Annotated in this window: 23 protein-coding genes and 1 pseudogene; 16 read left to right on the top strand and 8 right to left on the bottom strand. The window is 69.6% G+C overall.

Features of this window, described 5'->3' with window-relative positions:
* Positions 1 to 20 precede the first annotated feature (20 nt).
* Together OG709_RS12725 and OG709_RS36060 are read right to left on the bottom strand one after the other, a co-directional pair.
* Positions 21 to 188, bottom strand: coding sequence for a DUF397 domain-containing protein (locus OG709_RS12725; RefSeq protein WP_250298843.1), 168 nt, complete (start codon positions 186 to 188; stop codon positions 21 to 23).
* A 61-nt stretch (positions 189 to 249) separates the two neighbouring features.
* Positions 250 to 363 (bottom strand): annotated as a pseudogene (locus OG709_RS36060) (Scr1 family TA system antitoxin-like transcriptional regulator); the annotation flags it as partial.
* Positions 364 to 699: 336 nt separating this feature from the next.
* On the opposite strand from OG709_RS36060, the gene OG709_RS12720 reads away from it, so the two are divergent.
* From OG709_RS12720 to OG709_RS12705, 4 genes are all read left to right on the top strand, one after another.
* A complete protein-coding gene (locus OG709_RS12720; protein ID WP_323136631.1) occupies positions 700 to 906 on the top strand; it encodes an ATP-binding protein in 207 nt (68 codons plus the stop codon).
* Positions 903 to 1,058, top strand: coding sequence for a hypothetical protein (locus OG709_RS12715; RefSeq protein WP_308409471.1), 156 nt, complete (start codon positions 903 to 905; stop codon positions 1,056 to 1,058). The genes OG709_RS12720 and OG709_RS12715 overlap by 4 nt, the downstream gene beginning before the upstream one ends.
* Positions 1,045 to 1,245 (top strand): hypothetical protein, encoded by a 201-nt coding sequence (locus OG709_RS12710; RefSeq protein ID WP_266642930.1) that lies wholly within the window; start codon positions 1,045 to 1,047, stop codon positions 1,243 to 1,245. Before OG709_RS12715 ends, OG709_RS12710 begins: the two co-directional genes overlap by 14 nt.
* A gap of 118 nt (positions 1,246 to 1,363) precedes the next feature.
* The gene (locus OG709_RS12705; protein ID WP_250298713.1) at positions 1,364 to 2,731 is read left to right on the top strand and encodes an FAD-binding oxidoreductase; all 1,368 of its coding nucleotides are present in this window, start codon (positions 1,364 to 1,366) and stop codon (positions 2,729 to 2,731) included.
* 34 nt (positions 2,732 to 2,765) lie between these two features.
* Here the strand turns inward: OG709_RS12705 and OG709_RS12700 are convergent, their stop codons facing one another.
* Positions 2,766 to 3,242 carry an SsgA family sporulation/cell division regulator gene (locus tag OG709_RS12700; protein ID WP_250298712.1) on the bottom strand — a complete coding sequence of 159 codons (477 nt, stop codon included), beginning with the start codon at positions 3,240 to 3,242 and terminating at the stop codon, positions 2,766 to 2,768.
* Between the two features lie 242 nt (positions 3,243 to 3,484).
* Here OG709_RS12700 and OG709_RS12695 point away from each other — a divergent pair, with 242 nt between their 5' ends.
* Both OG709_RS12695 and OG709_RS12690 read left to right on the top strand, forming a co-directional pair.
* Entirely contained in the window at positions 3,485 to 4,951 is a 1,467-nt protein-coding gene (locus tag OG709_RS12695; RefSeq protein ID WP_329166110.1) for an RDD family protein, read from the top strand.
* A gap of 135 nt (positions 4,952 to 5,086) precedes the next feature.
* On the top strand, positions 5,087 to 5,857 hold the full coding sequence (locus OG709_RS12690) for an RDD family protein (protein WP_250298710.1): 771 nt from the start codon (positions 5,087 to 5,089) through the stop codon (positions 5,855 to 5,857).
* On the opposite strand, the gene OG709_RS12685 is transcribed toward OG709_RS12690, so the two are convergent.
* Positions 5,843 to 6,223 carry a hypothetical protein gene (locus OG709_RS12685; RefSeq protein WP_250298709.1) on the bottom strand — a complete coding sequence of 127 codons (381 nt, stop codon included), beginning with the start codon at positions 6,221 to 6,223 and terminating at the stop codon, positions 5,843 to 5,845. The two genes, OG709_RS12690 and OG709_RS12685, sit on opposite strands and share 15 nt — an antisense overlap.
* Before the next feature lie 390 nt (positions 6,224 to 6,613).
* On the opposite strand from OG709_RS12685, the gene OG709_RS12680 reads away from it, so the two are divergent.
* Together OG709_RS12680 and OG709_RS12675 are read left to right on the top strand one after the other, a co-directional pair.
* The gene (locus tag OG709_RS12680) at positions 6,614 to 9,028 is read left to right on the top strand and encodes an immune inhibitor A domain-containing protein (RefSeq protein ID WP_250298708.1); all 2,415 of its coding nucleotides are present in this window, start codon (positions 6,614 to 6,616) and stop codon (positions 9,026 to 9,028) included.
* A 123-nt stretch (positions 9,029 to 9,151) separates the two neighbouring features.
* A complete protein-coding gene (locus OG709_RS12675; RefSeq protein WP_250298707.1) occupies positions 9,152 to 9,451 on the top strand; it encodes a hypothetical protein in 300 nt (99 codons plus the stop codon).
* 114 nt (positions 9,452 to 9,565) lie between these two features.
* Here OG709_RS12675 and OG709_RS12670 read toward each other — a convergent pair whose 3' ends face one another.
* Together OG709_RS12670 and OG709_RS12665 are read right to left on the bottom strand one after the other, a co-directional pair.
* Complete coding sequence (locus OG709_RS12670; RefSeq protein ID WP_266642935.1) at positions 9,566 to 10,165, bottom strand: isochorismatase family protein; 600 nt, start codon at positions 10,163 to 10,165, stop codon at positions 9,566 to 9,568.
* Positions 10,166 to 10,412: 247 nt separating this feature from the next.
* Positions 10,413 to 11,741 (bottom strand): nicotinate phosphoribosyltransferase, encoded by a 1,329-nt coding sequence (locus tag OG709_RS12665; RefSeq protein ID WP_250298705.1) that lies wholly within the window; start codon positions 11,739 to 11,741, stop codon positions 10,413 to 10,415.
* A 165-nt stretch (positions 11,742 to 11,906) separates the two neighbouring features.
* On the opposite strand from OG709_RS12665, the gene clpS reads away from it, so the two are divergent.
* From clpS to OG709_RS12630, 7 genes are all read left to right on the top strand, one after another.
* On the top strand, positions 11,907 to 12,221 hold the full coding sequence (clpS, locus tag OG709_RS12660; protein ID WP_266642938.1) for an ATP-dependent Clp protease adapter ClpS: 315 nt from the start codon (positions 11,907 to 11,909) through the stop codon (positions 12,219 to 12,221).
* Entirely contained in the window at positions 12,221 to 12,814 is a 594-nt protein-coding gene (locus OG709_RS12655) for a DUF2017 domain-containing protein (RefSeq protein ID WP_250298703.1), read from the top strand. The genes clpS and OG709_RS12655 overlap by 1 nt, the downstream gene beginning before the upstream one ends.
* A gap of 350 nt (positions 12,815 to 13,164) precedes the next feature.
* Positions 13,165 to 14,592: an amino acid permease gene (locus OG709_RS12650; protein ID WP_266642940.1), complete on the top strand. Its 1,428-nt coding sequence runs from the start codon at positions 13,165 to 13,167 to the stop codon at positions 14,590 to 14,592.
* A 134-nt stretch (positions 14,593 to 14,726) separates the two neighbouring features.
* Positions 14,727 to 15,143 (top strand): Mov34/MPN/PAD-1 family protein, encoded by a 417-nt coding sequence (locus OG709_RS12645; RefSeq protein WP_250298701.1) that lies wholly within the window; start codon positions 14,727 to 14,729, stop codon positions 15,141 to 15,143.
* 103 nt (positions 15,144 to 15,246) lie between these two features.
* The gene (locus tag OG709_RS12640) at positions 15,247 to 15,363 is read left to right on the top strand and encodes a putative leader peptide (RefSeq protein WP_323136632.1); all 117 of its coding nucleotides are present in this window, start codon (positions 15,247 to 15,249) and stop codon (positions 15,361 to 15,363) included.
* Positions 15,364 to 15,455: 92 nt separating this feature from the next.
* Entirely contained in the window at positions 15,456 to 15,734 is a 279-nt protein-coding gene (locus tag OG709_RS12635) for a MoaD/ThiS family protein (protein ID WP_250298700.1), read from the top strand.
* 5 nt (positions 15,735 to 15,739) lie between these two features.
* Positions 15,740 to 16,690: a PLP-dependent cysteine synthase family protein gene (locus OG709_RS12630; protein ID WP_250298699.1), complete on the top strand. Its 951-nt coding sequence runs from the start codon at positions 15,740 to 15,742 to the stop codon at positions 16,688 to 16,690.
* A 137-nt stretch (positions 16,691 to 16,827) separates the two neighbouring features.
* Here the strand turns inward: OG709_RS12630 and OG709_RS12625 are convergent, their stop codons facing one another.
* The gene (locus OG709_RS12625) at positions 16,828 to 17,328 is read right to left on the bottom strand and encodes a type II toxin-antitoxin system PemK/MazF family toxin (RefSeq protein ID WP_329166104.1); all 501 of its coding nucleotides are present in this window, start codon (positions 17,326 to 17,328) and stop codon (positions 16,828 to 16,830) included.
* Positions 17,329 to 17,515: 187 nt separating this feature from the next.
* Between OG709_RS12625 and OG709_RS12620 the strand changes: the two genes are divergently transcribed.
* Positions 17,516 to 18,268 (top strand): MBL fold metallo-hydrolase, encoded by a 753-nt coding sequence (locus OG709_RS12620; RefSeq protein WP_250298697.1) that lies wholly within the window; start codon positions 17,516 to 17,518, stop codon positions 18,266 to 18,268.
* A gap of 23 nt (positions 18,269 to 18,291) precedes the next feature.
* Here OG709_RS12620 and OG709_RS12615 read toward each other — a convergent pair whose 3' ends face one another.
* Complete coding sequence (locus OG709_RS12615; RefSeq protein WP_250298696.1) at positions 18,292 to 19,554, bottom strand: PTS transporter subunit EIIC; 1,263 nt, start codon at positions 19,552 to 19,554, stop codon at positions 18,292 to 18,294.
* Positions 19,555 to 19,848 lie beyond the last annotated feature (294 nt).

Here is a 19,848-nt window from a genome sequence, read left to right as displayed (position 1 = left end):
CGTGCAGCCTCGGTTTCGGCCTACTGCGCCCGTTTGGTCACGGCGAGGAAGGCGGCCCAGGTTCCGTCGTCGAAGCGGAGGGCGGGTCCCATGGGGTTCTTGCTGTCGCGGACGGCGGTGCCGGTGGTGAGGGCGGCGACCTCTACACAGTCGCCGCCCTGGCCGCTGTAACTGCTCTTGCGCCATATCGCGGACTCGAAGAGCCGTAGGGGTCTGCAACATCTCCTGGCGCTTCATGCGAGCTATGACCAGCGCGTCAACCGCCTTGCTGTCCAGAGTCGACGGTGGCGCGGAGAGGATGGCCCGCGCGTAGTCGGGGGTCTGAAGAAGGCCCGCGATGAGGTTGTTCTGGAACGACCGCACATAGTCGGCGGTCTTCTCGTAGTCGATGAAGTCCGTGTACGACGGACGCGCCAGGCCTGCCCGCTGTACTCAGCCCGGCTCCCGACTGCGCTGGGCCAGCGACAGCATGTCGACGCTCCTTACACGCCACCGACGGGCCCGCCGCACCGTGCTCTGGCTCGCCGCGCACGGCATCGACGCCGGGCCGCGCATCATCCACGGCGTGGTGGTCCGCTGATGACCGAGGCGACCCGGAAAAGGGAGGAAGTGGTTCTGCGGTGGAGCCGTCACCCGGGACAGGTCGGGTAGGCGCGCGCGGAGCTGCGTACGGCCCTGGCGGGTTGGGAGTTGGCGACGGTGACGGATACCGCCTCGCTCCTGCTCTCCGAGCTGTTGACCAACGCAGGGCAGCACGCCCGTGTATCGCCCGGACGGGAGATCGAGACGCGCTTCGTCCGGCTGCCGCACGGGGTGCGGATCGAGGTGCACGACGCCTCGCCCGTACTGCCGGTCGTGCGGCAGCCCGAGCCCACTGACTCTGCCGGGCGGGGCTGGCCCTCGTGACCGCGCTGGCGGACCGGTGGGGGTACGGGAAACGGAACGGCCCCGGGAAGATCGTCTGGGCGGAGTACGCGACGGAGCGCGCGGCGGACCAGGCACCCGAGGCCACCGACGGGGCCGCCCAGGACGGAGCCGGGCGCCATGACGGCCGATGAGCAGCAGCTCTGTGCCGTACGGGTACGGACGCGTGACCTGGTACTCGTACGCGGGCTCTGGTGCGAGGTGACCTCGCTCCGGCTCGACCGCTACCCGACCGGCGGCGCGGCGGTGGTCCTCGCCTTCACCGCCAGGAGCCCGCTGCGCGTGCCCGCCCACCGCCTGGTCAGGGTGGTGCGCCGCTGAACCGTGGGGGAGGTCTACGAAGGGGCGGGGCGTCCGCGCAGTGCGACGCACCGCCCCCGGCGTCCGCGCTCGCGGCGCGCCCCTTCCCACCACCGCGCCCCGGTGTCACGCTGGGATCATGGACGATCTGCTCGAACGGCTGCGCGCCGGACTTCCGCCCGAAGCTCTGATCTCCGACCCCGACATCATGGCCTCGTACGCCAGAGACATGGCCGGATTCTGCGAGGCCGGGGCCCCCGCCGCCGTGGTGCTGCCGCGCACCACCGAGCAGGTCCAGCACATCATGCGGACCGCGACCGCCCTCCGTACGCCCGTCGTCCCGCAGGGCGCGCGTACCGGGCTCTCCGGCGCGGCCAACGCCAGTGACGGCTGCGTCGTGCTGTCCCTCGTGAAGATGGACCGGATCCTGGAGATCAGCCCCGTCGACCGGATCGCGGTCGTCGAACCGGGCGTCGTCAACGCCGTGCTGTCCCGGGCCGTCGCCGAAAAGGGGCTCTACTACCCGCCGGACCCCTCCAGCTGGGAGACCTGCACCATCGGCGGGAACATCGGCACCGCGTCGGGCGGCCTGTGCTGCGTGAAGTACGGAGTGACCGCCGAGTACGTACTCGGCCTGGAGGTCGTGCTCGCCGACGGGCGGCTGCTCAGTACCGGCCGCCGTACCGCCAAGGGCGTCGCGGGGTACGACCTGACCCGGCTCTTCGTCGGCTCCGAGGGCAGCCTCGGCATCGTCGTCAAGGCGGTCCTCGCGCTGAAGCCCACCCCGCCCCAGCAGCTCGCCCTGGCAGCCGAGTTCGCCTCGGCGGCCGAGGCCTGTGACGCGGTCTGCCGGATCATGGAGCTCGGCCACACCCCCTCACTCCTCGAACTCATGGACCGCACCACGATCCAGGCCGTCAACCGGATGTCCCGGATGGGCCTCCCCGAGACCACCGAGGCCCTGCTGCTCGCCGCCTTCGACACCCCGGACCCGGCGGCCGACCTGGCCGCCGTCGGCGCGCTGTGCACGGCGGCCGGTGCCACCGACGTGGTGCCCGCCGGGGACGCCGCCGAGTCCGAACTGCTGCTCCAGGCAAGACGGTTGTCGCTCGTCGCGCTGGAGACCGTCAAGTCCGCCACGATGATCGACGACGTGTGCGTGCCGCGCTCGCAGCTGGGCGCGATGCTCGAAGGCACCGCAGCCATCGCCGCCAAGCACGACCTCACCATCGGCGTCTGCGCGCACGCGGGCGACGGCAACACGCACCCCGTCGTCTGCTTCGACCAGGACGACGCCGAGGAGTCCCGCCGGGCGCGGGAGTCCTTCGACGAGATCATGGCCCTCGGCCTGGAGCTGGGCGGCACGATCACCGGCGAACACGGCGTCGGCGTACTCAAGAAGGAGTGGCTGGCGCGTGAACTGGGCCCGGTGGGACTGGAGATGCAGCGCGGAGTCAAGCAGGCCTTCGACCCGCTGGGCCTGCTCAACCCCGGCAAACTCTTCTGATCCTCCTCACTCCGACCCCGTCGACCGGCCGCTCTCACTGGCCGTCGTCGTCGGACTCGTCCGACGGCCACGGGTCGCGCAGCCACAGATCGTCCGCCGGCAGCGGACTGAGCAGCGCGGCCAGACCGTCGTCGAGACCGAGATGCGCACTCTCCGAACCGGGCGGCACCGCCCGCAGGGTCCGCTCCAGCCAGGCGGAGACCTGGGCGGTCGGCGCCTCCAGCAGGGCGTTGCCGTCGGGCGAGGTCAGCGCGAGACAGATGACGCTCTTCGTGTCCACCTTGGTCGGCCAGATCCGTACGTCACCGTGACCGCACGGCCTGAACACCCCCTCTACGATCAGCTCGCGGGCGAAGGTCCAGTTGACGGGGGTGTCGGAACAGATGTGGAAGCTGATGTGCACGGCGTAGGGGTCCTGGGTGCGGTAGCTCAGCCGGGCGGGGACGGGGATGCTGCGCTCCGGCGACAGCACCAGCTTGAGCTCCAGTTCACGTTCGACCACGGTATGCATGGCGTGCGTTCCTCTCCTTGTACGTACGCCCGACGGCGGGCCGTACAGGGTGAGAGCGCCCTGCCCGGCTTTCATTACGCGGGTTTCGAGGATGATTTGCCGATGACCGGAAAGTGGTCGAAGCAGCAGGACCGGTCCGACGCCATGCGGCGGTCTGATAGATGTGGAGCCTTTAAACCGACCGCCGTCCGACGGCCGGTCGGGCTCAATTGCGGATCTCAAGGAGATACGGGACCACGGTGATGAGCGCCCCAACCTCGGCAACCGGCGACGGCAGCCCCACGCCCGGCTACTACCCGGACCCATCCATTCCTGGATACGTGCGGTACTGGAACGGCGCTTCCTGGGTGCCCGGCACGAGCCGTCCCGCACCCGAGGACAGCGGCCAGGCCATGCCGGTGCCGCCCGGCGGCACGGCGCCCGCGCCCGTCTCGCCCTCCGCGCCGCTCCCTGCCGTACGCAGGGCCCCCGGCGTACCCGCCGTCCCGCAGGTCGAGGAGACCGGTCCGGTCTTCTTCGACGAGGAGCCCGGGTACGACAGCCGTCAGGAACCCTCGTCCGCCTGGCAGGCCGACGCCTCGCGGCAGGGCGGCTTCGGCGGCGAACGCGACCGCCGGGTCTCCTGGGGCGGCCCGGACCCGCGTACCCCGGCGGAGGCCCCGGCCCCGCCCGGCGCCCAGCAGCCCGGTCCCGCCGAACCGGTGCCGGACCCGCGCCGTGCCGAACTGCCCGCCGGGCAGCAGGCCTCCCGGCCCGCACTTCCCACGGGCCGTCAGGAGCCGCCCGACGGCACGGTCGCGCTCCGTGCGCTGCGCCCCGGTGGCGATGCGGGCCGTACGAGCAGGACCGACGGAACCCTGTCGATCCGGGCCATAAGCCCCAAGCAGCAGCAACCGCAGCAGCATGCTCAACAGCAGGCGCCGCAGCAGCAACTGCCGTCGCAACAGCAGGCGCCGCAGCCTGTCCAGCCGCAGGCCGTTCAGCCGCAGCCTGTCCAGCGGCAGGCTCAGCCCCAACCCGCGTTCCCCGCGCAGCAACAGCAACAGTTCCCCCCGCAGCAGGCTCAGCAACCTCAGCAGCAGCCTCAGCAGCAGGCACCGCCCCCCTGGCCTCAGCAGGTGCACGAGCTCGCCAGGCCCGCCGCCGAGCCCGAGCAGCAGGGGCTGCCCGCCTGGAAGCCGGTCGTGGAGGACCCCTTCCTCCAGGCCGCCCGCGCCCAGGCCGCCGCCCGACCCGCGGGCCTCGGCAAGCGGTTCGCCGCGCGGCTGATCGACGCCGTGGTGCTGGGCGCGGTCGTCGGCGTGATCGCCGTGCCGTTGCTGACCAAGGCCGCCGACCACATCAACGGCAAGATCGACGAGGCCAAGCTCTCGGGTACGACCGTCACGGTCTGGCTGATCGACGGCACCACGGCCGGCTGCCTCGGCGCCGTCATCGGCGCGTTCCTCGTCCTGGGGCTGCTGTACGAGGCCGTCCCGACCGCCCGCTGGGGCCGGACCCTCGGCAAGAAGCTCTGCGGGGTCCAGGTCCGCGGCATGGAGTCGTACGAGGCGCCGGGCTTCCGCCCCGCGCTGATCCGCTGGCTGCTGTACGGCGTACTCGGTGTGCTGGTGGTCGGCGTCGTCGACGTGCTCTGGTGCCTGTTCGACCGGCCCTGGCGGCAGTGCCTGCACGACAAGGCGGCGGGCACGTTCGTGGCAGCCGACTGAGACCGACCACGGAAGTCCGACGACAGAAGTCCGACCACCGGAGACCGACCACGGAAGTCCGTCCGCCCCGGTGCCCGGTCACTCGTACGGCCTCGACCGGATGCGGTACCGGGCCGGGCGCGGTCGACTCGGGCCATGAGCACCGACCAGCCCTGGCCCGGCCGACGGCCCGAGGACGACCCCTTCGCGGGGAGGCCGTACGACGGTGTCCCGCCGCCGTCGCCGGGGCAGCCGTACAACAGCTCTCCGCCGCCCCCGCCGGGCGGCGGCAATCCGTACGGCCCGGGTGGCGGTGGCGGCAATCCGTACGGTCCCGGTAGCAGCGGCGGTAGCGGCGGCCCGTACGGCCCCCCGCCGGGCGGTGGTGACCCGTACGGCGGGAGTACGCCTCCGCCCTACGACCCGAACGCGTACGGCGGCGGTGGCCCCCACGGCGGCAACGACCCGCTCTCCGGGATGGCGCCGCTCGCGCCGAGCGGCAAGCGGGTGCTGGCCCGCATCATCGACATCGTGCTCATCGCCGTGATCGTCTGGCTGATCTCATTGATCTGGGGCGGGCTGCGGTACAACACGGACCACACGGACTACGGCCGGTCGGTCTGGCAGAGCGTGCTCGCGGCGGTGCTCTTCATCGGCTACGACGTGCTCATGACGGTCAGGTGCAACGGCCGGACCCTGGGCAAGAGCCTGCTGGGCCTGCGCACCGCGAATCTCAACGACGGCACCACGCCCACCACTCAGGCCGCGTTCGTCCGGGCCTGTGTGCTGTGGCTGCCCGCGGTGTTCTGCTGCGCCTGTGTCTGGACCGCGATCTGCGGCGGTTGGAGCTTCTTCGACAAGCCGTACAAGCAGGGGCTGCACGACAAGGCCGCGAAGACCGTGGTGGTGGTCTCACCCCCGCAGTGAGTGCTCCCCGACCCGGCCGGCACCGATCTGCGGCGAGCTCACCCGCAGCGCGGCCGGCGGGGTGGTGCCGCCGGCGGGCGCGGTGGCCCGGCCCGTACCGGATCCGCCGCTCGCGGCACTCTCGGCGTTCGCAGCGTTCTCGGCCTCGGCGCTCTCGGCCCGCGCCAGACGCGCCGCTTTCGGCATGGGCACGGTGACCGCGACGAGCAGACCGAGGATCAGAGCCGCCAGTGCGATGACCGCGACTCCGACGCCCGACGTGGTGCGCGAGAGCAGCAGCATCGCGAAGGAGGAGGAGACGACAGTGGCCGAACCGTACGAGAGCTGTGCGGCGGTCGGAAGCTGTGCGGCAGTCGGACGCGTCATGGCGATATCCGTCCTAGGGACAGCGGTTGAGGTGGTCGGGTCGACAAAGCGTGACATCACGCAGTCGAGTGCGACTCTAATCCGACGGATGCCCGAGCGGAACAGCTGGTAAGCGTGGCCTAACCCACGGTGCCGGTGCATGGGGGGCGCACGGAGTCACGGCCCCATCCAACTGGCGAGACCGACGCGCCTGTTGACGCTCCGTGACGGTGTTGCGGAGCCGCTCCGGAGAGACTTTGGAGGGACTGTGGGGACGCTGTGAGCCGTCCGGATACCGGAAACAGCGCCCTGCATAGTGCAGTTGGTATGCGCAAGTCAAGATCTGTCTTTTCTTTCGTACCTCCGATCGAATGTCGTCACTTGAGACGCGTTCCGGGAGGACAGCACCAGGTGAATATCAAGAGACGGGCGACAACCCGGGTGGCAGCCGTGCTCGTGGCCATCGCCGCGACCACAGCCACCGCTTCGACGTACGCCACCGCCCAGGCCGACACCAAGGCGCCCACGGGCACGGCGACTTCGAAGAAGATCGACCGCCGTGACCCGGCGACCCTGCTGAAGGGCCAGAAGCACAACCTCGACAGCCCGTTCAGCAAGCAGCAGAACAAGGAGCGCCAGGCCGCGCTCCAGCAGGTCATATCAGGCCACAAGAAGACGCAGTCGCACGACGGTTCCAAGGTGGTGCGCCTCGACGACAAGAAGTACGTCGAGCTGGGCCGCGAGAAGACCGACAAGATCTTCACGATCCTGGTGCAGTTCGGCGACACGGTCGACGACACGACCATGTACGACCCGGACGGCCCCGACGGGCCGAAGCCCCCGGTCAAGAAGTACGGCGGCACGCCCGGCCCCGCGCACAACGAGATAGCCCAGCCCGACCGCAAGAAGGACAACAGCACGGCGTGGCAGGCGGACTACAACCGCGACCACTTCCAGAACCTGTACTTCGGCACGGGCAAGGGCCAGGACTCGCTCAAGTCGTACTACGAGAAGACCTCGTCCGGCCGGTACTCCGTCGACGGCGAGGTCGCCGACTGGGTCAGCGTCCCGAACAACGAGGCCCGCTACGGCTCCAACTACTGCGGCTCCAGCATCTGCGCCAACGCCGGTGACCTGGTCCGCGACGGCGTCAACGCCTGGGTGGCCGCGCAGAAGGCCGCGGGCAAGACCGACGCCGAGATCAAGACGACCCTGGCCAGCTACGACCAGTGGGACCGCTACGACTACGACGGCGACGGCAACTTCAACGAGCCCGACGGCTACATCGACCACTTCCAGATCGTGCACGCGGGCGAGGACGAGTCCGCGGGCGGCGGCGCGCAGGGCCCGGACGCCCTCTGGGCACACCGCTCCTACGTGTACGGCACGGACACCGGCAAGACCGGCCCGGCCGACAACAAGTCGGGTGGCACGCCGGTCGGTGACACCGGCATCTGGGTCGGCGACTACACCATGCAGCCCGAGAACGGCGGCCTCGGTGTCTTCGCCCACGAGTACGCCCACGACCTGGGCCTGCCCGACGAGTACGACACCACCAACACCGCCGAGAACGGCGTCGGTTTCTGGTCGCTGATGTCGGCGGGCTCCTGGCTGAGCACCGGCGACAACGCCATCGGCAACAAGCCGGGCGACATGTCCGCCTGGGACAAGCTCCAGCTGGGCTGGCTCGACTACGACACGGCGAAGGCCGCGACGAAGTCGACCCACAAGCTGGGCGTCTCGGAGTACAACACCAAGAACAAGCAGGCGCTGGTCGTCTCGCTGCCGGACAAGGCCGTCACCACCACGGTCGTGAAGCCGGCCGAGGGCACCAAGCAGTGGTGGAGCGGGATGGGCGACGACCTGTCCAACACGCTGACCCGCTCGGTCGACCTGACCGGTAAGTCCGCTGCCTCGCTGGACCTTTCGGGCTGGTGGGACATCGAGAAGGACTACGACTTCCTCTACACCGAGGTGTCGACGGACGGTGGCGCCAACTGGACCGCGATCGACGGCAAGGCCGACGGCGCGCAGATCCCGCGCGACGGTGGCGACAAGCCGGCGCTGACCGGTTCGTCCGCCGCGTACAAGAGCCTGTCGTTCCCGCTGGACGCCTACGCGGGCAAGAAGATCGACCTCCGCTTCCGCTACACGTCCGACGGCGGTGTGTCCGGCAAGGGCTTCACGGCCGACAAGATCTCGGTGAACGCCGACGGCGCCCCGCTCTTCACGGACAACGCCGAGACGGACGACGCGGGTTGGACCTCGAAGGGCTTCTCGCGCATCGGTGAGTCGTTCTCCAAGGACTACCCGCAGTACTACATCGCCGAGAACCGTCAGTACGTGTCGTACGACCAGACGCTGAAGACCGGTCCGTACAACTTCGGCTTCTCGAAGACCCGTCCGGACTGGGTCGAGTACTACCCGTACCAGAAGGGCCTGATGGTCTGGCAGTGGGACACCTCCCAGCCGGACAACAACGTCAGCGCCCACCCGGGCAAGGGCCTGATCCTGCCGGTCGACTCGCACGCCAAGCCGCTGAAGTGGGCGGACGGCACGGTCATCCGGAACAAGATCCAGCCCTTCGACGCACCGTTCAGCTGGTACCCGACCAACGGGTTCACGCTGCACAACGCGGACGTCGCGAAGCGGATCGCCCCGCAGCTGGGCGTACCGGCCTTCGACGACCACACGGGTACGTACTGGTACAAGGAGAATGGGACCGGCAGTGTGCAGGTAACTGACACCAACACCCGGATCTCGATCCTCCAGCAGCCGCTGAGTGGCTCGACGATCACGCTCCAGGTTGGTCCCTCGCACCGCTGATCAACGTTTCCGCAGGTCAAAGCATGATCGGCCGTCGCCCTCTAGCGGGCGGCGGCCGATCGTGTTTAGGTGCGTCTTGCACAGCTCTTATTGACACGACGTCTCACGGGGGAGATGAACGGTATGCCAGGTGGCGGATTCAGCAGACTGCCGAACGGCAGCGTGGTGGTGGCGCTCACGCTGCCCAGCCCGGACAGGCTGACGCAGGTCCGGATACTCGTCCACGCCGGAAACCGGGCGCGGGCGCTGACCCGGCTACGGAATCTGGGGTTGCGCGCGGTGTATCTGCGCGGTAACACACAGCCGCCGACGCCCGACGAGATCACGGCGGTGCTGCACCATCCGGACGGTCTGCTGTGGCGCGCGGTGCCACAGGAGACGGCGGAGCTGTGGCACCCGATCAGGGCGCTGCTGCGGTCGTGACGCGGGGCGTGCGGGGTACGCGGGGTCGTCAGCGGGGCGTACGGGACGAGCGGGGCCCGCTGGGCGCACAGGGCGTACGGGGTGCGCGGGGTGCGCGGGGCGTACGCGGTGGGCTCACGTGCCGGACGGGCTGGTGACCGGGCTGCCGGTCAGCTCCACCCCCGCGGCCCGCATCTCCTCCAGCGCACGGCCGGTGGTCGCCTCGGCGACCCCGGCCGTGAGGTCGAGCAGGACATGCGTCCCGAACCCCTCCCGCACCGCGTCGAGCGCCGTGGCCCGGACACAGTGGTCCGTCGCGATACCGACCACGTCGACCGCCGTGATCTCGCGGGCCCGTAGCCAGTCGGCCAGCGACACGCCGTTCTCGTCCAAGCCCTCGAAGCCGCTGTACGCCGCCGCGTAGGCGCCCTTGTCGAAGACGGCGTCGATCGCGCCGGACGCCACCGCCGGTGCGAAGTTCGGGTGGAAGCCCACCCCCTCCGTACCGGCCACGCAGTGCGCGGGCCAGGAGTGGACGAAGTCCGGGTTCCGGGAGAAGTGGTTGCCCGGGTTCACGTGGTGGTCGCGGGTGGCCACCACGTGGCGGTAACAGGCGGAGGACTGCCCGATCAGGTCCGTGATCGCGGCAGCGGTGTCCGCACCTCCGGTGACTGCGAGGCTGCCGCCTTCGCAGAAGTCGTTCTGCACGTCGACGACGATCAGGGCGCGGTGCATGGCGGGCTTCCTTCGCAGGTTCGGACGCAGGGGTTCGGGTGAGAGGTGCGGGTGCCGGGCTGCTGGCACGGAGTGCCGTCCGGCCTGGCCTTGCATTCCCGCTCACCAGTCGTTCATGCGTACTCGGCTGGTTCGTGCGTGCCCGGTTGATTCCCGGGCGCTCGGCCGGTTTCACACGTACGCGGTCGGTTCACCTGTGCTCGGTCGGTTCACACGTACGCGCTCGGTTCACACCTGCCGAGTCGGCTCACACGTACTCGGTCGGGATGACCGGCTCGCCGCGGGAGAGCTGGATCGCCGACATCGGCAGCGTGCCCCGGACCGTGAGGTGCCGCTCGCGCACCGTGTCCAGCGGCTCGCGTTCGATGATCTCGCCGTCCTCGACCAGCCGCACCAGGAGCTGCCGGTCCGCCAGTTCCACGGGCACCGGTCCGGTGCCGATCACCTCGGCCTCGGCGACCCCGTCGGCGTCGGTCCGGCGCGCGGCCCACTTGCGCCCGCCCCGCGACGTCTTGGCGCCCATCGACTTCTTCGCCACCGGCTCCAGCGGTGCGGCGGGGTCGGCGGAGGTGGCGCGGGCGACCAGTTTGTAGACCATGGAGCAGGTGGGGTGCCCGCTGCCGGTGACGAGCTGGGTGCCGACCCCGTACGCGTCGACGGGCGCCGCGGCCAGCGAGGCGATGGCGTACTCGTCGAGGTCGGAGGTGACCACGATCTTCGTGTCGGTCGCGCCCAGCGAGTCGAGCTGCTGGCGGACCTTGTGCGCGACGAGCAGCAGGTCCCCGGAGTCGATCCGTACCGCGCCCAGTCCGGGCCCCGCCGCCTCGACCGCCGTACGGACCGCTTCGGTCACGTCGTACGTGTCGACCAGCAGGGTGGTGTCCCGGCCGAGGGCGCCGACCTGGGCGGTGAAGGCCTGCCGCTCGTCGTCGTGGAGCAGGGTGAAGGCGTGCGCGCTGGTGCCGACGGTGGGGATCCCGTAGCGGAAACCGGCCGCCAGGTCGGACGTGGTGGAGAAGCCGCCGATGTACGCCGCGCGGGCCGAGGCGACGGCCGCCAGCTCGTGGGTGCGCCGGGCGCCCATCTCGATCAGCGGGCGCCCGCCGGCCGCCGCGTTCATCCGCGAGGCCGCGGCGGCGATGGCCGAGTCGTGGTTGAGGATCGAGAGGATCACGGTCTCCAGGAGGACGCACTCCGCGAAGGAGCCCTCGACCCGCAGGACCGGGGAGCCGGGGAAGTACACCTCGCCCTCCGGGTAGCCCCAGATGTCGCCGCTGAAGCGGTAGGAGGCGAGCCATTCGGCGGTGGGGGCGTCGACGACTTCCTGCTCGCGCAGGAAGCGCAGCTGGCTCTCGTCGAAGCGGAAGTTCTCGACGGCGTCCAGGACCCGTCCGGTGCCCGCCACGACGCCGTAGCGCCGCCCCTCGGGCAGCCGCCGGGTGAAGACCTCGAAGACCGACCTGCGGTCCGCGCTGCCGGCCTTGAGGGCGGCCTGGAGCATCGTGAGCTCGTACTGGTCCGTGAAGAGCGCTGTCGACGGCACATGCACCGGCAGGCCAAGGTCCGCAACGTTCACAACGGTCAACCTCGCACGTTCGTCCGGACCGGCCGGGCTGGTTCGGCCGGGAATCCGGGGGAGTCTCCCCAGGGGATGGGGCGTGCGAAGGATGCTACCCCCTATTTCGTCAGAGTGACGAGATGTGGCTACCGGTGTGTGCGCCGCCACTCCCGGGGTGGCAGCATGGGGGGCGTGAGTGTTGCTCCCGTAGAGATCGAACGTCCCGAATCGGCCGAGGAGACCTTCGCCGTTCCCGAACCGGACGTGCCGTGGGTGACTCTCGTCCACAACGATCCGGTCAACCTGATGAGCTATGTCGCCTATGTCTTCCAGGCCTACTTCGGCTACTCGAAGGACAAGGCGCACAAGCTGATGCTCGATGTGCACCAGAAGGGCCGTGCCGTTGTCTCCAGCGGCAGCCGCGAGGAGATGGAACGCGACGTGCAGGCGATGCATGGGTACGGCCTGTGGGCCACTCTCACCCAGGACCGCAACTGATGGCCGGTCCGTTCGAGGCGATCAGCGGTGGCGGGGCGGCCATCGGGCTCGACGAGGTCGAGATGTCCATCCTGCGCTCGCTCGTCGTGCAGCTCCTGGAGCTGGTCGGCCCCGGCCAGGCTCCGGTCGAGGGGGAGGACCCGCTGGCCGAGCTGTTCGCCGAGGGGCCGAGCGAGCCGCCCGCCGACCCGGCGCTGGCCCGCCTCTTCCCGGACGCGTACGGCGAGAAGGAGCCGGACTTCTCCTCGGAGTTCCGCCGCTTCACCGAGAACGACCTGCGCGCGCGCAAGCGCGAGGACGCCCTGGCGGTCGTCCGGGCACTGGACGAGGCCGGCGCCCCGGCGGACGATGCGGCCGTGGGGCGGGGCGGGAGCGTCGTGGTGCTCAAGCTCTCCGCCGAGGACTCGCGCCACTGGCTCGGCGCGCTCAACGACCTGCGGCTGACCATCGGCACCCGTCTCGAAGTCACCGACGAGGACGAGGACGGGCAGTTGTACCGGCTGCCGGACGACGATCCGCGCAAGCCGATGGTGATGGCGTATCTCTGGCTCGGCGCACTCCAGGAATCGCTCGTGGAAACCCTTATGCCGTAATGCCTGCCCGCTTCCTCGGTAACGCCCCCGCTCTTCTCCCCGCTCAGGGGACGCTCAAATCCGGATAACGATGACGTCACCGCGGCGGAATGCTTTGGTCCGCCCGGTGCTCTTCGTCCGGTTCTTCCAGTGGCGTGGGTCACATTTCCGCTGGAAGATCGCTGTTGTCGCCGTGATAAATCTTCACGACCACTCGGGACGCCACCCCTTCGTTCCCGAGGGCGTCAGGGCCTGAAAGCCGACCGACCGTCGGCAGCACTCCAGCCGGATTCCCGGGCTCTGCTCTCCAGGATCGTCACAGCCGCTCCGAGCCTCGTACGGCCGGGCCGGCATGGAGAAAGGCGCAACACATGACCTCAGTGCAGGTCGACAAGGAATTCGACGACAGCGAGACCGGGGACGTCACGTCGGGCGAGGGCTACCAGCGGGGTCTGGGGGCGCGCCAGATCCAGATGATCGCGATCGGCGGGGCCATCGGAACCGGCCTCTTCCTCGGTGCGGGCAAGGCGATATCGAAGGCCGGTCCCAGCCTCATCCTCGCCTACGCCATAGCCGGCCTGGTCATCTTCTTCATCATGCGGGCGCTGGGCGAACTGCTCATGTACCGCCCGGTCTCCGGCTCCTTCTCCGAATACGCCCGAGAATTCGTGGGCCCCTTCGCCGGATACGTCACCGGCTGGACCTACTGGCTCTTCTGGGTCGTCACCGGCATTACCGAAGTCACCGCGGCAGCCACCTACATGACCTTCTGGTGGAACATCCCCCAGTGGCTCTCGGCCCTGGTCTTCACACTGATCCTCTACGGCGTGAACCTGATCTCCGTAAAACTCTTCGGAGAGCTCGAATTCTGGTTCTCGATGGTCAAGGTCACCGCGATCATCGGCATGATCCTCATCTGCGCCGGCGTCCTCACCGTCGGTTTCTCCGACGCCGGTGACACCGCGAGCGTCACCCACCTGTGGGACCTCGGCGGCTTCTTCCCCAAGGGCATCACGGGCACCCTGATGACCCTCCAGATCGTGATGTTCGCCTTCCTCGCCGTCGAACTGGTCGGTGTCACCGCGGGGGAGTCCAAGAACCCGAAGACGGTCCTGCCCAAGGCGATCAACACCGTGCCGTGGCGCATCGCCGTCTTCTACATCGGCGCACTCGTCATGATCCTGTCGGTCGTCCCCTGGACCTCGTTCCAGCCCGGCGTCAGCCCCTTCGTCGCGGCCTTCCAGAAGATGGGCCTGAGCCTCGGCGCCGCCATCGTCAACTTCGTCGTCCTGACCGCGGCGCTCTCCTCCTGCAACTCCGGCATGTACTCCACCGGCCGGATGCTGCGTGACCTGGCACTCAACGGCCAGGGCCCGAAGGCCTTCACCACCCTGACGAAGAGCGGCACCCCGCTGGTCGGCACCACGGTCTCCGCCGCACTGATGCTCGTCGGCGTCTGGATCAACTACCAGTGGCCCGGCGACGCGTTCACCTACGTGGTGTCCTTCGCGACCATCTCCGGCATGTGGGCCTGGATCATGATCCTGGTCTGCCAGATCCGCTACCGCGCGAAGTCGGACCGCGGTGAACTCCCGAAATCCAGCTTCCGGGCCCCCGGCGCCCCCTGGACCAGCTGGTTCGCGCTCGGCTTCATCGGCCTGGTCATCGTGATGATGGGCATCGACAAGGACGCCAGGATCTCGCTGTACTGCGCCCCGCTCTGGGCCGCGATCCTCGGCCTCTCCTACCTGGTGCTGAAGTCCCGCAACCCGGCAGGCGCGGCCTTCAACAAGCGCTGATCACCGGCAACTTCTCAGCATGTGGGCTCCGGCGTACCGAACTCCGGTACGCCGGAGCCCACCCGTCGCCCACCGCCACCCTGCCTGACGCGCTCCACGCGGCCCCCTTGGTCCTGCTGCTTATCCTGAACAGCATGCTGACCCTTACCCAGGCCCTGTACGACCAGATCGTGGCGCACGCCCGCGCCGACCACCCCGACGAGGCGTGCGGCATGGTCGCGGGCCCGGCGGGCACCGACCGCCCCGAGCGGTTCATCCCGATGCTGAACGCCGCCCGCTCGCCCACGTTCTACGAGTTCGACTCGGCGGATCTGCTGAAGCTCTACCGCGACCTGGACGACCGCGACGAGGAACCCGTCATCGTCTACCACTCGCACACCGCGACCGAGGCCTACCCGTCGCGCACCGACGTCAGCTACGCGAACGAGCCCGGCGCCCACTACGTCCTGGTCTCCACCGCCGACACCGACGGCTCGGGACCCTTCCAGTTCCGCTCCTACCGGATCCTCGAAGGCGTCATCACCGAGGAAGAAGTGAAGATCGTCCAGTGACCGCCCGACGGCTTCCCGGTGATTGTCCAGTAGGCGGACCGATCGATCCCGCATACCGAGATCACACTCGGGTTCACGGGACGGGAATCGATACGATGAGCCCATGGTTCCCCCTGACGTGAGCGAAAAGACGCCGAGCGCCCTGCTGCTCGTTTCGCGGCTGCACGTCGACCTGTGCCGTCTCGCGAGCGCCATCTGTCCGCGCCGCGCTGCCGTCTGAGCCGCGGCCCCGCGTACGCACGACGCACCATCCTTCGGCACCACACGCGCTCTGCCGCGCCCTCCGCCTCACCACCCGACAGGAGCCCAGCCATGGCCATCGAGGTCCGCATCCCCACCATCCTCCGCACCTACACCGACGGCGCCAAGGCCGTCGAAGGCAGCGGTGACACCCTCGCCGACCTGTTCGCCGACCTCGAATCCCGGCACAACGGCATCCGCGAGCGCATCGTCGACGGCGACCAGCTCCGCCGCTTCGTGAACGTCTACCTCAACGACGAGGACGTCCGCTTCCTCGACGGCATCTCCACCAAGCTGGCCGACGGCGACAGCGTCACGATCCTCCCGGCCGTGGCCGGCGGCATGGTCTGAGCCCGATGCGATACGACTCCCCGCTTGCGGCGGTGGGCAACACCCCGCTCGTACGGCTCCCGCGCCTCTCCCCGTCGGACGACGTCCGGATCTGGGCGAAGCTGGAGGACCGCAACCCGACCGGTTCGATCAAGGACCGCCCCGCGCTCCACATGGTCGAACAGGCCGAGAAGGACGGCCGGTTGACACCCGGCTGCACCATCCTGGAGCCCACCTCGGGCAACACCGGCATCTCGCTCGCGATGGCGGCCAAGCTCAAGGGCTACCGCATCGTCTGCGTCATGCCGGAGAACACCTCGCAGGAACGGCGCGACCTGCTCACCATGTGGGGAGCGGAGATCATCTCCTCACCGGCCGCGGGCGGTTCCAACACCGCCGTGCGCGTCGCCAAGGAAATTGCCGCCGAGCACCCGGACTGGGTGATGCTCTACCAGTACGGAAACCCGGACAACGCGGGCGCGCACTACGCGACCACCGGCCCGGAGATCCTCGCCGACCTGCCCTCCGTCACCCACTTCGTCGCGGGCCTGGGCACCACCGGCACCCTGATGGGCGTCGGCCGCTTCCTGCGCGAACAGGTGCCCGGCATCCGCATCGTCGCCGCCGAACCGCGCTACGACGACCTGGTGTACGGCCTGCGCAACCTCGACGAGGGGTTCGTCCCCGAGCTGTACGACGCCTCGGTGCTCACCACCCGCTTCTCGGTGGGCAGCGCGGACGCGGTGACCCGCACCCGTGAACTCCTCCAGCAGGAAGGCATCTTCGCGGGTGTCTCGACGGGCGCGGCACTGCACGCCGCGATCGGGGTCGGGAAGAAGGCCGTACAGGCGGGGGAGACGGCGGACATCGTCTTCGTCGTGGCCGACGGCGGCTGGAAGTACCTGTCGACCGGGGTCTACACGGCGCCGACGACGGAGGCCGCCATCGAGACCCTCCAGGGCCAGCTCTGGGCGTGAGTCGTTCCCGGCCGCCGGAGGGAGTGGAACCGGACTTCCCCGGCGGCCGAGGAGTGCGACAGCGGAACTCCCTCAGCCGGTTACCGCGCCCAGCCGGTTGCCCCGCCTCTCAGCCGGTTGCCGCGCTTCTCAGCCGGTTACCGCGCCAAGTGCCGCACCCGGTCCCACAGCGCCGCGTCCGCGGCCCCCGCCCGCCGCCGGAATTCCGCCACCGGCACATCCCGCAGCTCGTCCGTCTCCAGGAAACTCGCCCGGCCCTGCACGTCCCCCACCGTTCCGGGCGGCAGCGCGATCACACCGGGCCGCTCCTCGTGGTGCTTGCTGGTGATCTTCGCGACCAGGGCCGCCTTCCCCCGTACCGACAGCACCAGACAGGGCCGGTCCTTGCCGCCCGGCCCGTCCTCGTACGGCACGAACGCCCACCAGATCTCGCCCGCCACCGGCAGCCGCCCCGGCGCACGCCCCCGGTCCGAGGGCCGCTCCGTCCGGCGCCCGGGACCGCGGCCACTTCCCGGCCGGCCGGGAGGCCGCGTCCGGCCGTTCGACCGGCGCCCGCCCCGGGCCCGCCCGTCGACGACCGAGGCGACCAGGGCGATCAGTACGACGACGATCAGGGCGAGCAGCCAGCGCGTATCCATGCACCCGACCGTACCGGCGCGCCCCGCAGCGCCGTGCACGGCCGTGCGGCCCACCCGAACCGGTGACAGCGCGGGTGAGTTCCCCCACAACGGCCCTCCGTGGAGGAGCGACCGCCGCTCCCGCGCCTTAGGCTCGACAAACCGCTCGACCCCCGTCGCCCGGCCCGTCCACGGAGGTTCCGACTCCATGAAGCTCACCGTCGTCGGCTGCTCGGGGTCGTTCCCCTCCGCGGAATCGGCCTGTTCGAGCTACCTAGTAGAGGCCGACGGCTTCCGGCTGCTCCTCGACATGGGCAACGGCGCCCTGGGTGAACTGCAGCACTACTGCGGTCTCTACGACCTCGACGCCGTCTTCCTCAGCCATCTCCACTCGGACCACTGCATCGACATGTGCGCGTATTTCGTCGCGCGCTACTACCGGCACGACGGCGGACGCTGCCCCGCGATCCCGGTGTACGCGCCCGAGGGCGCGGCCGAGCGGCTGACCACGGCGTACGCGGACACGCCGTCGTCCTCCTCGATGGGCGAGGTCTTCGACTTCCACGACCTGAAACCGGCGTCGTTCGACATCGGACCGTTCTCCGTACGCACGGAGGAGGTCTGCCACCCGGTCGAGTCGTACGCCATCCGCATCGAGCACGGCGGCTCCTCGCTCACGTACTCCGGGGACACCGGCGTCTGCGACTCCCTGCACGACCTGGCGACCGGCACGGACCTGTTCCTCTGCGAGGCGTCCTTCACCCACGGCAAGGAGGACGTCGCCGACCTCCACCTCAACGGCCGCGAGGCCGGCGCCCACGCGGCGCGCGCCGGGGTGGGCCGCATGGTGCTCACCCACATCCCGCCGTGGACGGACGGCAAGCGCAACCTGGCGGACGCGCGGGCGGTGTACGACGGGCCGGTGGAACTGGCCCGGCCCGGCGCGGTGTACGAGATCTGAGCCTCCGCCCCCCCCGCCGGGGGCTACGCCTTGGTCACGTCGTCGACGTCGTCGTCCGGTTCGCGCCCCGGCGTCATCACGTTGAACTTGGTGATGACGAAGCGGAAGACCACGTAGTACACGACCGCGAAACACAGCCCGATCGGAATGATCAGCCAGGGTTTCGTGTCGAGGTGCCAGTTGATGACGTAGTCGATGAGCCCGGCGGAGAAGCTGAAACCCGCATGGACCCCGAGGGCCCAGGTGATCCCCATCGAGGCACCGGTCAGCAGCGCGTGCAGGCCGTACAGCAGCGGCGCCGCGAACATGAACGAGAACTCCAGCGGCTCGGTCACCCCGGTGACGAACGACGTCAGGGCCACCGAGATCATCAGGCCCGTCACCTGCTTGCGGCGCTCCGGCCTGGCGCAGTGCGCGATGGCCAGCGCCGCGGCGGGCAGGCCGAACATCATGATCGGGAAGAACCCCGACATGAACTGGCCGGCACTCGGGTCGCCCGCGAAGAAACGGGTCAGGTCACCCTGCACCCCGGTCCCGTCCGGCTTGGTGTAACTGCCCGCCTGGAACCAGAAGAAGGTGTTCAGGAACTGGTGCATACCGATCGGGATGAGCAGCCGGTTGGCGACACCGAAGATCGCCGAGCCCCAGGCGCCCAGGTCGATCAGATGCTTCGCGAACCAGGTCAGCGCGTCACCGACCGGCTGCCACAGCAGCCCGAACGCCACCCCGAGCACGACACAGATGAAGGCCATCAGGATCGGGACGAGCCGCCGGCCGTTGAAGAAGCCGAGCCAGTCGACCAGCCGGGTGCGGTGGAACCGCTGCCAGACGATCGCGGTCAGCAGCCCGATGAGGATGCCGCCGAGCACCCCGGGGTTCTGCGGGGTGCCGTTGGGGAGCGCCTTGGTGACGCTGCCGCCGATCGGGAAGGCGCCCAGGACCCCGTGGTAGACGAGGAAGCCGACGACCGCGGCGAGGGCCGTCGAGCCGTCCGCCTTCTTGGCGAAGCCGATCGCCACGCCGATGCAGAAGAGCAGGGGCAGCCCGAAGGCCCCGTCGAGGATCGCGTTGCCCCCGGCCAGGAAGACCTTGGAGGTCTTGTCCCAGAAGGCGCCGTGCAGATAGGCGGAGAAGAGGTTGCCGAGACTGACGAGCAGACCTGCGGCGGGCAGTACGGCGACCGGTAGCTGAAGGCTGCGTCCGACCTTCTGGAGCCCCTGGAACAGGCCGTTCCACCACTTCTTCGCCGGCACGTTCTGTGGCACGGCCGCGCTGCTGGTGCTCATTCGGCGTCCTCCTGGCGTCGGCCTGTCGGGCGATCCGCCGCACGGAGGCGGGCCCCCGGCACGGCGTGCGCCGGCGCCGAGCCCCGGGCGCGGCACCCGTGATCGTCAGCTTGCGATCCGGTGCCGTTTCACGCTCGTATAACTGGTCCAAACGTGCGTTACCGTAACCAAACGGACAGAGCGGCGAATCGCCGGATCGCCGGGTTGCCGGTTCACAGGCTCGCCGGATCGCGAAGAGACGTGTCGCGAACGGACACCTCGCGAACGGGCGCCTCGCGAAGAGACATTCACACG

Origin of the sequence: Streptomyces sp. NBC_01267, assembly GCF_036241575.1 — a bacterium.
Taxonomy (GTDB): domain Bacteria; phylum Actinomycetota; class Actinomycetes; order Streptomycetales; family Streptomycetaceae; genus Streptomyces.
Note: the sequence above shows the minus strand (reverse complement) of the source record. Positions and strands in the feature narration are given on the sequence as shown.

Bases quoted from the DNA above. Each gene is read 5' to 3' on its own strand.
- OG709_RS12710 (WP_266642930.1), top strand. From the start codon at position 1,045: ATGACGGCCGATGAGCAGCAGCTCTGTGCCGTACGGGTACGGACGCGT.
- OG709_RS12705 (WP_250298713.1), top strand. From the start codon at position 1,364: ATGGACGATCTGCTCGAACGGCTGCGCGCCGGACTTCCGCCCGAAGCT.
- OG709_RS12700 (WP_250298712.1), bottom strand. From the start codon at position 3,242: ATGCATACCGTGGTCGAACGTGAACTGGAGCTCAAGCTGGTGCTGTCG.
- OG709_RS12695 (WP_329166110.1), top strand. From the start codon at position 3,485: ATGAGCGCCCCAACCTCGGCAACCGGCGACGGCAGCCCCACGCCCGGC.
- OG709_RS12690 (WP_250298710.1), top strand. From the start codon at position 5,087: ATGAGCACCGACCAGCCCTGGCCCGGCCGACGGCCCGAGGACGACCCC.
- OG709_RS12685 (WP_250298709.1), bottom strand. From the start codon at position 6,223: ATGACGCGTCCGACTGCCGCACAGCTTCCGACCGCCGCACAGCTCTCG.
- OG709_RS12675 (WP_250298707.1), top strand. From the start codon at position 9,152: ATGCCAGGTGGCGGATTCAGCAGACTGCCGAACGGCAGCGTGGTGGTG.
- OG709_RS12670 (WP_266642935.1), bottom strand. From the start codon at position 10,165: ATGCACCGCGCCCTGATCGTCGTCGACGTGCAGAACGACTTCTGCGAA.
- clpS (WP_266642938.1), top strand. From the start codon at position 11,907: ATGGGGGGCGTGAGTGTTGCTCCCGTAGAGATCGAACGTCCCGAATCG.
- OG709_RS12655 (WP_250298703.1), top strand. From the start codon at position 12,221: ATGGCCGGTCCGTTCGAGGCGATCAGCGGTGGCGGGGCGGCCATCGGG.
- OG709_RS12650 (WP_266642940.1), top strand. From the start codon at position 13,165: ATGACCTCAGTGCAGGTCGACAAGGAATTCGACGACAGCGAGACCGGG.
- OG709_RS12645 (WP_250298701.1), top strand. From the start codon at position 14,727: ATGCTGACCCTTACCCAGGCCCTGTACGACCAGATCGTGGCGCACGCC.
- OG709_RS12640 (WP_323136632.1), top strand. From the start codon at position 15,247: ATGGTTCCCCCTGACGTGAGCGAAAAGACGCCGAGCGCCCTGCTGCTC.
- OG709_RS12635 (WP_250298700.1), top strand. From the start codon at position 15,456: ATGGCCATCGAGGTCCGCATCCCCACCATCCTCCGCACCTACACCGAC.
- OG709_RS12630 (WP_250298699.1), top strand. From the start codon at position 15,740: ATGCGATACGACTCCCCGCTTGCGGCGGTGGGCAACACCCCGCTCGTA.
- OG709_RS12625 (WP_329166104.1), bottom strand. From the start codon at position 17,328: ATGGATACGCGCTGGCTGCTCGCCCTGATCGTCGTCGTACTGATCGCC.
- OG709_RS12620 (WP_250298697.1), top strand. From the start codon at position 17,516: ATGAAGCTCACCGTCGTCGGCTGCTCGGGGTCGTTCCCCTCCGCGGAA.
- OG709_RS12615 (WP_250298696.1), bottom strand. From the start codon at position 19,554: ATGAGCACCAGCAGCGCGGCCGTGCCACAGAACGTGCCGGCGAAGAAG.